We start from the raw sequence: 15,222 nt of genomic DNA, 5'->3' as shown, positions 1-15,222 counted from the left end.
TACCATCAACACATAAACTTAGCTATGAATGACATTAAGAATTTAATAGGTAAAATCCCCCTCGAAATAATACGAGGGGGATCTATTTTATCCGTGAATAAATTGATCGTCAACAAAGTATTCGGCGATTGATTCAACTTGGCGTAAGGACAATATTTTTCCATGCTTTTTAAATGCACGATGAATTGGTTTTCTTATTTGGTGCAAGACAACTACTTTTGTTGGTCTGTGTATATGTCCAACAAGAGTTTCCATATCTATGATTACATCAGATATTACTTGGTAGACTATACTGTCATTTAAATTCGCACCATAGTTCCGCAAGATTTTTTTGTGAATTCTCATACAAGAATCATTACCATTATATCTTGAGGTAAGACCGTTATTCTGGGCATTTAAAATAAGAATATCATTTAACAATAAATCAAGTTTTTCTATAACCTTCTTTGTTTTTTCTGTCGTATCTTTTTGGTCACGGAATGAGCGAATTATATCCTTATATCTCTTTTTCAGTTCGTAGAACTGAGGATCATTTTGATCAGTGTTTGCTGAAAAGGTATTTTGAATTCGATTTACTCTTTCAAGAATGTCATTCTCAGTTGTAAATTCCAAATCAATCTCTCCAGTTTTCAGAAACTCAACAATGAGATTAGTGAAATCAATTTCATTAAAATCGTCATCTTCATGCTCATCATCATCAAGATATCTTTCTAAAACTTTTAGATTAATACGATTTGAGACTTCATAAAAAGCCTTACTAATTCTGTCTATAGGGATTTTTGAAATGTCTTCGTGACTCATCCTTAACTCATTGTAGCACTCTCTATATTCTGATAAATCCGCTTTAATTTCTCTTAATTTTTTTTCACTCAAAGGTTGCAATTGAATTTGGAATGCTTCTAAATTATTTTCTATATTTCCCATATAATTAAAAAGCCTATTTTCAATTGATTGGATTTGTTCCTTTACTTTTTCAACATTTATGAATAGGTCTTCTACATCTTCACTATCATCTTCAATCATGTCTGATTTTAGCTCTTGAATGTATCTTCGATTGGTCTCTTCATATTCTTCAGTTATATCTACAAAATCAACAATGTAGCCATATTTCATTTTTTTATATGGACGGTTTACTCTTGCCAATGTTTGTAGTAACGAATGCTCTTTTATTTCCCTTAATAAGTACAATCTTTTTAAGCGCGGTGCATCGAATCCTGTAAGAAGCATATTAAATACAATTACGCCGTCATATTTACTTTCGATAATATTTTCTTCATTTTTATTACGTTTGCCTCTAAAATCCTCTTGCTTCTCCTTTTTTCCTTCCTCGTCATAAAGTATAAGTGCAGTTTTCAAGGTACTATTTTGACTAAACCATTCTTGAATAGCTCTTGCCTGTTCTGAAGATGTAGAAACAATCATAAAACCAAGGGTTTTATCTTTTTGAACATTTCTGAAGAGATTAAAATCCTCTACCATATACTCGCCCAGCTTCTTAATAAACATAGGCGATCTTGTTACTGCCTCCCAATCTTTAGAGGGAATTTTATCTTCATTCTTAACTCCCAATAAATTTTTAATGTCCTGTTTAAAATGCGTTGCAATATTTTCTTTTTTAATTTTCAGGGTATACCCGTCAGCGATCGACTTGTTATAATAGTATTTATGGATATAGTCGCTAAAAATATCCGTTGTCTTGAATTCTTCTTTTAAAATCGGAGTTCCAGTTAACCCAATAAAAATACCATTCGCATCAGAACCTAATAGATTCGCTAAAAAAGTCCCTTTGGGTTTATAACCTCGATGTACCTCGTCCAGAAAATAAATACGCTGAATGTTCTTGTTGATTTCGATTGGAGCCGTGGAATCTTCTGAAAACTTCTGAATATTTACTACATTCATAGTTTCAATATATTTACCTTCTTGAGAACCCGTGGACACAATGGTAGGCGACTTAATATTATCCCTAAAATCCTCACGAGAGTTTATATTAGCAATAGTTAATCCACGACTTACAAATTCAGTAGAAGCTTGGTGAAGTAGATCCAATCTATCAACAACAAAGTAAAACTTAGTGATTATATTATACTTTTGATAGTAATCCCTAAGTGCATTACTTAGAAAATAAGCGAGTGCAGTTTTTCCTGAACCCTGAGTATGCCATACAACTCCTCGCTTTAGGCCATTTCTGATTTTATTAATAAGTTCATCAATAGCAAATAATTGAGGGTAACGAATAATATGTTTATGTAGCCCATCTCTTGGGGAATCAACATAAACAATCCCATACCTAATAAAAAAAATTAACCTCTTTCTTGAAAAAATAGATGTAATAAATTTATTAACATGTGAATCTGGTTTTAGATTTGTTTCAAACTCAGCAGTTTCTTTAATTGACATGAGGTTATTATCTTTTAGAACTAAATCGATTAAATTCTCATCGATGTACTCAATAACCGGCAATTCATTTTCTTCTCTAAAATTGTTAAACGAAGACTTTGTTCCATTAGGTGAAGTATAGAAACTTCCCTGTAGTTTTATTCGAGCATTATCATCATATGGCATATTATTAGAGAAACCAAGAACTTGAAACTGATTAAAAAAAGGTATGAAATCCTCAATGTTAGATCTATATTTCATACGCTCAAATTCAGCTTGAATACCTTTCTGGTTATTTGGCTTCTTAACTTCAACAAAACCTAATGGAATTCCGTTTATAAGAATAGTGATATCAGGTCTGAATTCATCCCGCTCACCTCTAAATGTTAATTCAGAAACCACGCGAAAATCATTTTTTATTGGGTTTTTTAGATCAATTATTTTCAATGAGTTGAAGGCAAGCAATCTTTCAAAGAATGATTTTCCCTTATCTTTATTATTTTCTGTTAAATAAGTAATTTCCTTTATCAACTCTTTTATGGCGTTGTCGTCAAGTTCTTTATTGTTAATAGTATTTATGGATTGTTTAAATATCTCAATAAATATATTGTTCTTAGGGTCGATTTGAACATTTTTTTTACTTTGGTATGTATAACCGAGTCTCAAAAAGTGTAGTAACGCTGGAATTTTTACCCTTGAGTCTTCATTATGCTTCATTTTTTCTCCTGTCCGAAAATTTGATTATTACAACCACTTTAAAAAATTACAAGTTTCACTTCCTACTATTCAGGATTCGATACAAGTCGAGTATAAGTTAAATATGATCCAATGCTATAACCCCAAATGGTTATCCATTAGGGGAGGCATTGGTCATTAATTATTTCTTATATCGTTTATCGAATGCTTTCAAAATATCGAATACCAGATTTTGGATTATTTCAATTTCATCTAAGTCACGTTCAGATAACTTGAGCGAAATCATGTCAATTCGTTTTTCTTTTTCAAAATTATTTGTGTCCTTCCGCGTTTGGAAAACTTCCTCTGGAATAATATTTAGTGCACTTATAATTCGTTCCAAAGTATCAAGTGAAATGTTTTTTTCTCCTCTTTCAATTCCACCAATATAAGATTGAGGAAGTCCAACTTTTTCACCAAGCTGTTCTTGAGTCATCCCTCGGTTTTTTCTTAGATAACGGATACGTTCACCGACTATAGTCAACATATTCCCCAATATTTTCACCCCTCATATAAGAGTAGGCAATAAATGTGAATGCTAAAATACCCACATAGAATATATTTAATATTATAAATAGATTTTATAAGATCTAAAATAACGATAATCTTAACTAATGAAAGGAGTATCAACCAAATGAATGGGAATTCAGGTGTAATCAAGAATGTGGTGATAGGGAAATTGCGTGGAAAAGTGTTTTTTATCAAAGTTCATTTTCTGCAACATTACGTTCCCAAATCATATATGTAAAACCATACGATATGAATTCAAGTAAGGGGTATCAAAGCCCAGTAAACGTAAAACTAAACAAGCCAATCGATCCGATCCACTGTCACGATCTCCTTTTGCAACTCAAGTAACATACTCGGCTCGGACTTCGCACCTGTGAACAATGAGCTTTGGGAGATCGGCGTATCTGGACGAACGATTTTGGTATCCCGGACCGCACGAATGCTGTTCAGCTTGGAATACACATGGGTCAGCACTTCCCCCTGCTCATCCAGCTGCAATTCGTTGTACTCTTCATCACCCAGCGTATCTTTCAATGTAGCGATAATCTCATTACACGTTCGGATCTGTGCGAGTACTGCCGTACTATCTTCCGTCTGCTCTCGCACAATCTTCAGTGCCCGACGCGTCACCGCAGCCAAATACGTGGACAGCAGCTTGCGCGCCTCGCATCCAGCTTCTCGGTTCCAACGTTATACACATCCGGGTCAAGCGCCGAAATCTCCTGCCTGGTGATGGTGTTGATAAGCTGTTCATATATGCCTTGTTTCATGAAAATACCTCGTGTGAGTGTAGGATGGTTGTGGATGGGTCGTTATGTACATGAATAACTAAAAGTTCTTCTTCTATATTATCGTCCAACATGTGGAAGAATTCATTAGTTGTTTGGATAAATAGCAAAAAGCACCTCTACTTGTGGTCTGGTAGAAGTGCTTTACTTATTTGTTTTTTTTCATAGATGTGAATAACTTTAGACTCATTTACCATTAGAGAATAAATACCCTCACACAATTTTTTTACTGCACCACTCAGGGTCATATGGCATTTGACTTAATTTTAAAATATCGTCAGCGGTGTAATACCAATCAGCATCATCAAACCATAAATAATCTTCAACATTATCTTTAAAATACTCTACAACGAACCTATAAATAAATTCGTATTCATGATTTATATTTTCAATATCCATAGCCCAGAAGTAATTTTCGTCTTGAGTAAGCCAAGTGAAACTATCATATGAATTTTCTACAACTCTATTCACATTAAAAGAAAAATACCTAATACCCTCTTCATTCTCAGTATTCATTAACGTTACTTCATCTACCTCAGACAATGTACCTTCTGCAGAAAGAAAGTTGTTATCCGTATCAATATCAATTTTCAAATGAAAACTATGCATATCGGCTTTTTCGGCTGCATTATTAAAGTTCTTAAGTGTCTGTTCTGGAGAGTAATTTGTAATTTTTTTTAGAATTATTATTGAACTCACTTACTCATGACCTCCTTCAAATCATCTAACGAGCTTATTAATTTTATATCTAGATCGCTTAATTTTTTAACTAAATCCGCCTGAGTTTTGTTTTTCACAGTTACATCTTCAATATAGAAAATAACTTCTTTGTTATCAAAATTAAAATATTTATCATTAGATGGATTTGTTAACTTATCAAGTTGTTTTTCATCTAAAGCACTCAAGGACTTTTTAACCTCGATAATGTGAGAGTCTGTTAAAACATCTATATCTCCTGCCCTTTTTTTATTTTGCATTTTCAGTTCTATACCAGTGCCTTCTAGTCTTCCCGTTTCTTTTATTAGCTGCGCTACCTTTCCTTCTAGCACATCTCCTGCCCTTGTGCTTTTTAAATTTTTTTCAATAATAGCTTCTATGTCTTTAGTTCCTTGATTATTCCATGATATTTCATTACCGAATGGATTAGAATATATAGTTTTATTCCCTTCCATTCTTAACTTTAAATCATTAGTCCCTCCATTTCCCTTCCCATGCTCCGGCTTACCTCCACCCGATCCACCCAGATCGCTATGCTTATCATCCATCGAACGAAAGGCTTTGCCAAATAAAACATAGGCCAAGGCCTGGCCCGTCATCGTTCCACCGTAATACCCTGCTCCGCTCTCATCAATCTGCTTCTTCTGCTCATCCACAAATTGCTCTATATCAGACCTCGCCGTTCCCGTGCCCCAGGCTGCATCCCATGCGAATCCAATACCTCGTCCAACGTCAACCACTTTCCCCAAAGTCAGCCCATAGGCCACACTGGCGACCGTGCCGAATGGATCATAAAAGAGCGCCTCCGCCGTCTGACCCATTCCGGTTACTGTTTCTCCCACTGATTTATCTAGCAACCCCACACCGAAATTTCTTTTCAGCTCTTCAGGTATATATAGAGCAACCTCACCCGAACCATCCGCTGTTCTGAAATTCTTCGCTATAAAAATAAATTCATTCTGAATTTTATCCAAAAGACCCAGTGTAGCCGGGAACACTTCTTTCACCTGCATAAAATCCCAGAAGAAACGTTCCCCTGTCACGCCCGACCAATCGGATTGCAACAGGTATATGGATTTTTCCAGTTCCCTTACCATTCGTTCCAGTTCCAGCTTCTTTTGCTGAACCAACCGGGCTTTTTCCTCTAATACATCGGGATGTACCTCAATTCGTTGCATTCCGTATTCACCGCCAACCTGACCGTAGTATATGTACCTAAATTTTAACAAGTCAGAAAGGGAATTGGAATCAAACGGAGGATTCATTTTCTCCTCGATTATCCGGTAATTGGGCAACATCCCTTAGGCAGCTATTTTGCGCATTAGTGCATGAATACCTTGAGTCGACTGATGTCTTATACAAAAAAAAGAACGGCTTCTATCACAGATAGAAGCCGAACAAGATAATGATTCAGCATGATTCAGGTAAGCGTTAAGACACTACGAATTGTACGACAACTGGAGTTCCTCCATTTAGTGCGTCGCCTCCGGGAATCGTAATCGTGGTGGTTGTAACGGAGGATGTATCCGCCGTTTGCATAATGCCGTTAACGTAAAAATTGTAATAATTGAACGTAGCTGGAAATGCTGTTGCAGCTGTACCGGCGTCGTTTGTAAAAGCAGTCGCGGCAATCGCAAACGTTGCTCCGGTACCCGTTCCTTCACCAATGGTTGCAGCGAATCTTAAACTGTTCTGAAATGGTGTCACGAGTGGCATGGTTCTCACCTCCTACCTGACATAGTATATGTGGTAGATTCGAGAGTAGTGAAGGCGAAGTCACGAGGAGGTTTGACCAAATTCAGCCATTTGTTATATTGGCTGTTAGTTGAATTGTCTCAAAAATGATCGGCGTCCCTGCAAAGAGCACACCGCTTTGTGAAGGAAAAAACAACATGTCAGCACTTACGTCGTATGAGTTGCCGGGCTGGACGATCCCGTTTATATAAAGATTGTTGAAACTGGTAAGTCCTATTCCGGCAAATTCGGTTACGCTACCGCCTTCGTCATTTATGAATTCCCCGGCAGGGACCGTAACCGAGTCCGATAAATCCAGATCGGTGTCTGGAAAATAGAAGTAACGGTTTACCGTAGAAATAATCTGAATTCCGGGAACGCTACCCGGTGGGCCTTGCTCACCTGGAGGGCCCGGCAGGCCCTGCTCACCAGGGGGGCCTGCCGGGCCTTGCGCTCCGGAAAGCCCCGGCAGGCCTTGCTCACCTGGAGGGCCGGCGGGGCCTTGCGCTCCGGAAAGCCCCGGCAGGCCTTGCTCACCTGGAGGGCCGGCGGGGCCTTGTGCTCCGGGAAGACCCGGCAGGCCAGGCACTCCGGGAGGGCCGGCGAGGCCTTGCGCTCCGGGAGGGCCGGCGGGGCCTTGCGCTCCGGGAAGACCCGGCAGGCCCTGCTCGCCGGGAGGGCCGACGAGCCCCTGGGCTCCGGAAAATCCCGGTAGGCCGTGCTCGCCGGGAGGGCCGGCGGGACCTTTAACGCCTTGCTCCCCCACTAGACCTTGCATTCCGGGCGGTCCGACCGTCTCCGTTTCATGTTGTCTCACCGGAGCAAGCCGGGGCTCGGGCTCCGCAAATGCCGGGTTGACGCCAATCCCCCTCGGCAAAGCAATAACTTTTTTGTCCAAGATTATTTTCAGTTGTCTTATGGGACGCTGCGGTCGGAGGGAGCGGCGCTTTCTCCGGCAAGGTTTACGGATCATATGACATTTCCTGCGTTTTTCTGGGGATTTGTTTCTGCATTTTGGTGTTGGACGTCTGGACCTTAATTTGCTGGACGTAGCTATCCTCTTATTCAGATACCTCAAAACGGTCACTCTCCTTAGGCCAAGGCACACAGTGTGTATGCCCTATGTATATGTCATTCGCACATTCAGAGAGTGTGCGAATAACTATAGAGGAGGCCCAATAAAAAAAGACAGAGTTGCTCCTAATTTATAGGAGTCCGACATGAAGTGATCTACGCCGAGTAGGAGCGCCATACCTTCCACCGGAATGACTTTGTTCGGGATGGTGGTCAGCGTGATCCTGACGGTAATCTGATTGAACTGTCCAACAACACTTTATATGGATAAACCCTCGGCTTGTAATGTTTAGCTGGCAGCAAAACGATCCTGCAAAGCCTCGACTTCGCAGGATCGTTTTGGTTTACAGCATGAATAATTACATATCTCAAATATTTACGGTTAGATATCGCTCTCATAGCTTGGGAATAGGAAAGGAACTTCCTTCCTTCTCACAACCGGTTAACACGTAACCTGGTCCTGCTGTTTGTTCTTCACATTCTTCACAAATGTATTCCACTTATCCCTGTTCCGCATGCCTTCGAGAAACACAACGACATCCCCGCTTTGCTCCGCTTGCTCAGGGTTATGTGGCTCAATAATTTCCGGAAATGAATTCATGATTACTTGAGAATCCACTGTCTGATCATTTGCCTCACAGGCTGTTAACAACATTAAAACTAACGAAAGCGTGAGCAGTACTCTTTTCATCCAATCACCTCATGTTTACGACGCTAAAGGCTCCGTACATGTTACGTATTTGCTGTTAGAAAAAACTTAAACACACTCAGCACGGATCTTCAATATAAAGGAATTTTTATCATTTGTATGTAACTTCAACTCTACATAAAGTGTTTATATAGCAATGCATTATTCACGTCCATCTCATTCGAAAAAGAGGCGATACCCATGCGTTCGGTTAACCCATCCGATGATACAGCAAAAGAAAAACGACGCTCCACTTCACGCTTGAATCATAGACCCAATGGGAAAGGTAAATCATCCCGTCGATTCGCCATTGCAATGGCTGCCGCATTAGTTGCGTCAAGCCTGCTGATGGAGCTGACAGCTGAGCCAACGACTCACGCAGCCACTAACGTGCAGCAGTCCTCCAGTAACACATCCGCGCAATCGACTGCATCAAGCATTGAGAAGAAACTACATTATACCGCTGTAGAGGGAGCTAATTATTACACAATCGCCTTGAGAAGTGATGGGTCGGTCTGGACCTGGGGCCGTAATTTGTGGGGAGAGCTGGGTGTGAGCGAAAAGGTTCGATATCGTCATACATTTAGTCCAATCCGCATACCGGAACTATCCAATGTAATAGCCATTTCAGCTGCTGGTGGTGGAATCAACGCAGCTGTTCAGGCGGATGGAACCGTCTGGGAATGGGGTGCTGGTAAACTGCCCAGCAAAGTCGAAAGCATCAACTCTGCGAAGGATGTGGTGACTGGTTCTTTCACTGTTGCCCTTCTCCAGAACGGGACGGTCTGGTCATGGCAGCGCCCTGGCGCTCAAGGAATCGATTCTGATTTCGTACGTAAACCGTATGCAATCAGCGGACTGAAAGATATCATCCAGGTTGGATCTGTAGGTCTGCATGGATATGCTCTGAAGAAAGATGGCTCCGTATGGACGTGGAACGAGCCCGACGAACCCGGTAAAGTCCTGTCCAAACCTACCAAGATAAAAGGTTTGACCAACATATCTTCGATCACAAGTACAGATACATCCCTGCTTGCACTGGATAAGAACGGGAAAGTCTGGGGTTTGGACGAGAAAGGGAAAGCATTCTCTTTTCATTACGACTTCAAGGTGAAGAAGATGGATGGAAATACACAATATATGTTATTACTCACGACATCCGGTGAGGTGTACAGCTACGGAAGGAGCGTGAACGGCAAAGAAGGCAAAGTAAACCATCTATCCGGCATTACTGATATTTCAGCTGGTTATCACCACAGTCTTGCCTTATCTTCAGATGGAACCGTCTGGGGCTGGGGAAGTGATAAATACGAAGAAGCGGGTGCACCTGCAACATCATCAGGAGGCATGGTCTACAAACCCGTTCAAGCCAAGATGGGTACAGATGTATATCTGAACGGTGAGCTGTTCCAGTCAATGTATGCCGCTGTTGAAACGCCTAAGACCGTGCAACTGCCAATCAAAGCAATCGCCGCAGCACTCGGAGCAGAATTTGAGATTCATAAGGTGGAAGGTAGTCTGGACCACTATACGTTGAAATATGACAATCGGACAATCACCATCCTCCCTCACGAAACACAGTATGTTATAACTTCCGCAGATACGTCTGGGGAGCAAGTCATGCAGCTACCTGAACCCATAAATAATTACTCTGGAGCAACTACAGTGCCTTTTGAGGTATTACGTGGTTTGGGATTGAACGTTTCCTGGGATCCAGAGGAAGCTATGCTGACCATTGACGATGCTAATAAAAAAGAGTGACGGTTATCCGTCACTCTAATAACTAAGAAATCATCCACTCATAATGGTGCCGAGCAGATTGATTCAATTCCCTTAGATTAATAAATTTCTCCAAAAACAATCTAGTCTCACTCTTGTACCCCAATGTATAAAAAATCAAGAATCTCTCGTCTTCTGATAATTGCGCAAGCGCAATACGAGTGTAATTTGAATTTCTCAAATCTTCTTCTGTGTTTAGACCATACTGCTCAATCAATTCAAGTATGCAATAATAGTTATTAAGGTAATGTTTAATGTGCCGACCTTTAAGGCTAAGAAAATTTTCTATTGTTTTATTCAAATCACGCTTATGATTAGCACGTATCAATTCAGCATCGAGAAACTCTCGTAGTTTCTCAATGGCTCTTCTTCCCGCATAAGGTTTATCATTCATGGATTCGATTAAATTGTGATGGAGTTCGATCATTTTAAAAAAAGTGTTTTCAAAGCTTTGCTGGATCATTACATTTTTTTGTTGTTCTAATTGATCCCCATTACGAGCCACTTCCAAACGTTGCATCTCCAACTCTTTTCTTTGTAAACTCAACTCATATCTTTGGATGAAGAGAGTATACACTAATCCTCCAAAAGCAAAAGCAGAGAAAAGTGCATTGATTGCCCCAAACATATCGCCGAATGTTCCCCTATCTTCCCATTCCGAAATTGAATAATAAATAATTACTCCTGATAGAATCCAGATAATTAAAAATCCTAATAAAATTGCTTTAAAGTTCACAATAACATTCGGCTTGTCTTGTTTTTTAATTGAATCCAAATCTTCTAACATAAACTTTCTAACACTCGACTTAAGACGATTCATATGTATATTTTTCTCCTTTAGGTAAGTTTCTCAGGAAAATTATACATAACAACAAGCAATGTGACCATCCTGAACAAGGAGATTTACTTTGATCTGTATTCCTTGAATACCGACTGCAGACATCTAAAATTAAAAATCCCCTCCAGATCAACATCCTGTTCTTTACGAACAACGTTGACCTGAAGAGGCTTGAATAATTCATCACTATCCCTGAACTGCTATATCATGCGCCCTACTCGCCCTACTTCTCGAACCGGAACCAGCCAAAGTCAAACTGACTACCCGGCAGGAAGATAAAGGTCACCTTCTGCACACCTTTTACCTGCTCAAGCTCAAACACCCGCTCCTCATATCCATCGGACTGTGTGAACTCAACCAGCTGATTGCTCTGTCCGTCCTCACCTGCAAAGCGGATATGAATCGTATTTTTATCAATTGGCGAACGGCCATAGATCACAAGCTTCGACGTACCTTCTGCCGTGAAGTCCATGTTCTCAAACTCCAGCGACACATTGTTTCCGATCCCCTCAACATGATCGCCCTTGATCTTGAATGTATCCCCGTAGAGATGTTCACATGATGCAGCCGTATTCTGCTCGAATGCCCGGCTCTGGCGCTCGAATGAAAAGCCTTTGATATGAATCTTCTGCTTCAGTACAAAACAGATCGACGTAATCCCGCTCAGCCGCTTGGACAGATGATACGTCTCTTCCTGATACACATTCCATCTGGATTCTTTGTCATACACCACATCTGCCAGCAGTGTGCTTCCCTCTTCATCCGGCATGCCTTCCCAGATCTGAATAAAGTACTCTTCACTGGACAACGCAAAGATCGGAATCGTAATCGTGTCGGAGCCGTACGGCCCGAAGTCGATATTGCGGAAGCCCACATGTGTCTCTCCATCCCGGCTTGTCGCTACCCCACGTTCATTGCCGTTACCGACATCTCCTTTAGTGTAATCGTACAGTCCACCCGTAATGAAACCGTATGGATCTTTGTAAGCCGTGCCCAGACCTGTTGCCTTGAACTCCAGTTGGGAAATGAGTTTCGTTTTATCCGTACCGTTACTGCTCGTCGCGCGAAGTCGGAACTCCCCATCGCCCAGAGCGAATACGTTGACTTCCAGACCGTTGGCTTCGACCTTGGCAATGTTGGATTCGATCCCTGCATCGTTCACAACCGCCCACTCGATATCGCGATAGGATGTGTTCTCCGGATACAGCTTGGCGCTCACCGTCATCTGCTGTTTCGATGGATCGAATAGCTGTCCACCTTCGCTGATAATCTCGATTTTCCGCAAAGGAATCTCCTGCGCGCGTCCCGTCAGAACCGGACGTTCCGTATTACTCATTAGTACGGTTTGCTCCTGGCTTCCTGCGGTCCCGGAATCACCGAAGGTACGATCTCCTGCGCCTGCAACAGCTCGCGATTCGAACTCGGCAACTGCACTTTCCAATCCTTCCGAAGTCACCTCGATCTTCACCGTTCCCGATTCGTTCGTTGCCCCGATGATTGCCATCAGCTTGCCACTGAACAATCTTCTGCTAAGACCTTTGTATGGATCATAGTCCGTGCTGTCTCCGTTATCCAGACCCAACAGACGGCCTGCACCTGTCACCTGGACCTGCACGCGGTTGTTTGCATTTTGCACTGGATTGCCTGCTTCGTCTTCCACTTGGATTTTCACGAAAATAAGATCTGTACCATTCGCCTGCAACTGCTCCCGATCGGCTTGCAGACGAAGCTGCTTCGCATCTGTATAGGATCTCTGCACATCGATTGCGATAATGTTGCCATTTTCATCATAAGCGATGGCTTTGAGCTCGCCTTCTTCATATGGCACTTTCCACCAGCCTGCCAGCTGAGTTCCCTTCGCATGGTCGATATCATACGTGCCGATCGTCTTGCCATTCAGTTGCAATTCAATCTTCGGCGCATTACTGCACACGCGTACATCGATTAGCTGACCAGGGTTAAAATCCCAGTATGGGAACAGGTGAACCATCGGACTTTTCTTGTAATCGGTCCAGGCTGCTTGGTAGATGTAGTAGGAATCTTTCGGGAACGTTGCTGTATCCAGCTGTCCAAAATACGAATTCTTCGTATGATACGGTGTCGGCTCTCCAATATAATCAAATCCGGTCCACAGGAACTGCCCCAAGGAATACGGAGTATCCCGTTCCGCCAAAATGCAATATTCTGCGGACTTCGCGCCCCAGCTTGTCGTACTGTTACCCAAAGCCGAACACTGCTCGTCATCGTCTGCCAGTATGGATTGCTCGAACGGGAAGTGATAGATCCCACGGCTCTGCACCACAGACGACGTTTCACTACCATAGATAATCCAGTCCGGATGTTCTTCGTGATGTTTGTCGTAGTATTTTTCCGCGTAGTTATAGCCTGCGAGCTTCACGATATCGGCGCATTTTTGCGCGTTTTCCCACGGCATGTAGTTCGAACCGATGGTCACGCCTGCATTCCCTTTTGGATCGAATTCCAGTACATACTCCATCAGCATGCGAGTCACTTCCTGCCCCCGCTCATCTGCATGGGTATCATAAATTTCGTTACCGATACTCCACATGATCAGACTTGCATGGTTACGATCACGCTTCACCCAGCTCTTCACATCGGTATGTGCCCATTCCGGGAAAAATCTCGCATAGTCGTAAGGAGTCTTGGCTCTCTCCCACATATCGAACGCTTCCGAAACGATCAGCATACCCATCTCATCCGCAAGTTCCATGAACTCTTTGGCAGGCATGTTATGAGCGGTCCGAATGGCGTTAACGCCCATTTCTTTCAAAAGCACAAATCTTCTGCGCAGCGCCGTCAGGTTAAAAGCAGCCCCAAGCGCACCGAGATCATGGTGTTCACACACGCCGTTCAGCTTCATCTTGACCCCATTCAGGTGGAATCCTTCGCTCGCATCCAGCTTGATATCCCTGAAGCCAATCCGCTGTGTTACGGTCTCGATCGTCTCATAGCCCTGCTCACCTGTAGCTACTTGCAGTTCTGTTACCAGATCATACAGATTCGGTTCATCCGGGCTCCATAACTTCGGAAGATCGACCGTCAGCTGTTGGCTGTTGGACTGTATCTCTCCATGTCCGGTGTCTTTACCCGCTGTAACCGTAACGTCCGCTTTGCTGGTTACGATCTGCTTACCCTGATACCAAATCGTGTGCACAAGTTGTGCGTTCTGATTGAGACTTAGCTCCGTATCCACCTCAACCTGCCAATCTTCTGGTTGCTGCTGAATCGATACATAGGTACCGTCTGTGACGATATGATTCCGATCTCTCGTTTTGAGCCACACATTGCGGTAAATTCCGGCCCCGGAATACCATCTGCTGTTGGGACTCTGATGCACAACTTTGACTACAATTTCATTGTCACCTTCAACCAAAGCACTCGTGATCTCATGCTCAAAAGCCGAATAGCCGTACTTCCATTCCCCCACAAGCTGACCGTTTACATATACGGAAGAATCCATGTACACCCCGTCAAAACAAAGCAGAAGCTGCTGCTCATCCTTCGTATATGGGAATGTCTTGCGATACCATCCGATGCTGTCCTCATACAGTTCAAGCGTATTATAGATCAGCCAATCATGAGGAAGCTCTACCGGTTCAAACGTTAACCCCGCAGGCTCCGTAACCTCCAGCTTACTTTTGGCAAATTGCCATCCATCCGTAAAAAGCTTTTTCTGATTCATCTCAGCTCTCACTTTCTGTGTGTATTATGATTGCGGTTACAAACAAAAATAGACCATCTTCCGAAAACCTTTTCGAAAATAACTTGGTGAGACAATAACACTTCACCCGATTATACCATCTGACCGTCTCTATACGTCACTTTTTGAGCAGATTGAAGAAAAAAAAGGTCCCGCTTTAGATATAAATTGTACCCTCTGTAAAGGACATTTAAAAAAAAGGTTAGGCAACTTCTTTAAGCTGCTGTCTGTATTTTGCAGGCGGTAGCTTTTTTAAATT

The 15,222-nt window shown here is 42.1% G+C and carries 10 protein-coding genes and 1 pseudogene; 1 reads left to right on the top strand and 10 read right to left on the bottom strand.

Annotation, left to right across the window (positions count from 1 at the left end; all coding sequences use genetic code 11):
* Positions 1–87: 87 nt before the first annotated feature.
* From ACFVQB_RS10780 to ACFVQB_RS10745, 8 genes and pseudogenes are all read right to left on the bottom strand, one after another.
* Positions 88–3,096 carry a type I restriction endonuclease gene (locus ACFVQB_RS10780; protein ID WP_379438164.1) on the bottom strand — a complete coding sequence of 1,003 codons (3,009 nt, stop codon included), beginning with the start codon at positions 3,094–3,096 and terminating at the stop codon, positions 88–90.
* A gap of 160 nt (positions 3,097–3,256) precedes the next feature.
* The gene (locus tag ACFVQB_RS10775) at positions 3,257–3,601 is read right to left on the bottom strand and encodes a helix-turn-helix domain-containing protein (RefSeq protein ID WP_379439643.1); all 345 of its coding nucleotides are present in this window, start codon (positions 3,599–3,601) and stop codon (positions 3,257–3,259) included.
* Positions 3,602–3,918: 317 nt separating this feature from the next.
* A pseudogene (locus tag ACFVQB_RS10770) lies at positions 3,919–4,394 on the bottom strand (NgoFVII family restriction endonuclease); the annotation flags it as partial.
* Positions 4,395–4,625: 231 nt separating this feature from the next.
* Positions 4,626–5,111 (bottom strand): hypothetical protein, encoded by a 486-nt coding sequence (locus tag ACFVQB_RS10765; protein WP_379438161.1) that lies wholly within the window; start codon positions 5,109–5,111, stop codon positions 4,626–4,628.
* Complete coding sequence (locus tag ACFVQB_RS10760; protein ID WP_379438158.1) at positions 5,108–6,307, bottom strand: WXG100 family type VII secretion target; 1,200 nt, start codon at positions 6,305–6,307, stop codon at positions 5,108–5,110. Before ACFVQB_RS10760 ends, ACFVQB_RS10765 begins: the two co-directional genes overlap by 4 nt.
* Positions 6,308–6,560: 253 nt before the next feature.
* Complete coding sequence (locus ACFVQB_RS10755; protein ID WP_379438155.1) at positions 6,561–6,845, bottom strand: DUF4183 domain-containing protein; 285 nt, start codon at positions 6,843–6,845, stop codon at positions 6,561–6,563.
* 82 nt (positions 6,846–6,927) lie between these two features.
* Positions 6,928–7,641 carry a DUF4183 domain-containing protein gene (locus ACFVQB_RS10750; protein ID WP_379439612.1) on the bottom strand — a complete coding sequence of 238 codons (714 nt, stop codon included), beginning with the start codon at positions 7,639–7,641 and terminating at the stop codon, positions 6,928–6,930.
* A gap of 738 nt (positions 7,642–8,379) precedes the next feature.
* On the bottom strand, positions 8,380–8,628 hold the full coding sequence (locus tag ACFVQB_RS10745; RefSeq protein ID WP_379438152.1) for a hypothetical protein: 249 nt from the start codon (positions 8,626–8,628) through the stop codon (positions 8,380–8,382).
* 198 nt (positions 8,629–8,826) lie between these two features.
* Between ACFVQB_RS10745 and ACFVQB_RS10740 the strand changes: the two genes are divergently transcribed.
* Positions 8,827–10,386 (top strand): stalk domain-containing protein, encoded by a 1,560-nt coding sequence (locus ACFVQB_RS10740; protein WP_379438150.1) that lies wholly within the window; start codon positions 8,827–8,829, stop codon positions 10,384–10,386.
* A gap of 22 nt (positions 10,387–10,408) precedes the next feature.
* On the opposite strand, the gene ACFVQB_RS10735 is transcribed toward ACFVQB_RS10740, so the two are convergent.
* Together ACFVQB_RS10735 and ACFVQB_RS10730 are read right to left on the bottom strand one after the other, a co-directional pair.
* Positions 10,409–11,224 (bottom strand): putative phage abortive infection protein, encoded by an 816-nt coding sequence (locus ACFVQB_RS10735; RefSeq protein WP_379438147.1) that lies wholly within the window; start codon positions 11,222–11,224, stop codon positions 10,409–10,411.
* A 241-nt stretch (positions 11,225–11,465) separates the two neighbouring features.
* Positions 11,466–14,945, bottom strand: a complete 3,480-nt coding sequence (locus ACFVQB_RS10730; RefSeq protein WP_379438144.1) for a glycoside hydrolase family 2 TIM barrel-domain containing protein — start codon at positions 14,943–14,945, stop codon at positions 11,466–11,468.
* Positions 14,946–15,222: the final 277 nt, after the last annotated feature.

It is taken from the genome of Paenibacillus sp. NPDC057886 (assembly GCF_042796655.1).
Classification (GTDB): domain Bacteria; phylum Bacillota; class Bacilli; order Paenibacillales; family Paenibacillaceae; genus Paenibacillus.
Note: the sequence above shows the minus strand (reverse complement) of the source record. Positions and strands in the feature narration are given on the sequence as shown.

Bases quoted from the DNA above. Each gene is read 5' to 3' on its own strand.
- ACFVQB_RS10730 (WP_379438144.1), bottom strand. From the start codon at position 14,945: ATGAATCAGAAAAAGCTTTTTACGGATGGATGGCAATTTGCCAAAAGT.
- ACFVQB_RS10760 (WP_379438158.1), bottom strand. From the start codon at position 6,307: ATGCAACGAATTGAGGTACATCCCGATGTATTAGAGGAAAAAGCCCGG.
- ACFVQB_RS10780 (WP_379438164.1), bottom strand. From the start codon at position 3,096: ATGAAGCATAATGAAGACTCAAGGGTAAAAATTCCAGCGTTACTACAC.
- ACFVQB_RS10740 (WP_379438150.1), top strand. From the start codon at position 8,827: ATGCGTTCGGTTAACCCATCCGATGATACAGCAAAAGAAAAACGACGC.
- ACFVQB_RS10735 (WP_379438147.1), bottom strand. From the start codon at position 11,224: ATGAATCGTCTTAAGTCGAGTGTTAGAAAGTTTATGTTAGAAGATTTG.
- ACFVQB_RS10750 (WP_379439612.1), bottom strand. From the start codon at position 7,641: ATGCAAGGTCTAGTGGGGGAGCAAGGCGTTAAAGGTCCCGCCGGCCCT.
- ACFVQB_RS10745 (WP_379438152.1), bottom strand. From the start codon at position 8,628: ATGAAAAGAGTACTGCTCACGCTTTCGTTAGTTTTAATGTTGTTAACA.
- ACFVQB_RS10775 (WP_379439643.1), bottom strand. From the start codon at position 3,601: ATGTTGACTATAGTCGGTGAACGTATCCGTTATCTAAGAAAAAACCGA.
- ACFVQB_RS10755 (WP_379438155.1), bottom strand. From the start codon at position 6,845: ATGCCACTCGTGACACCATTTCAGAACAGTTTAAGATTCGCTGCAACC.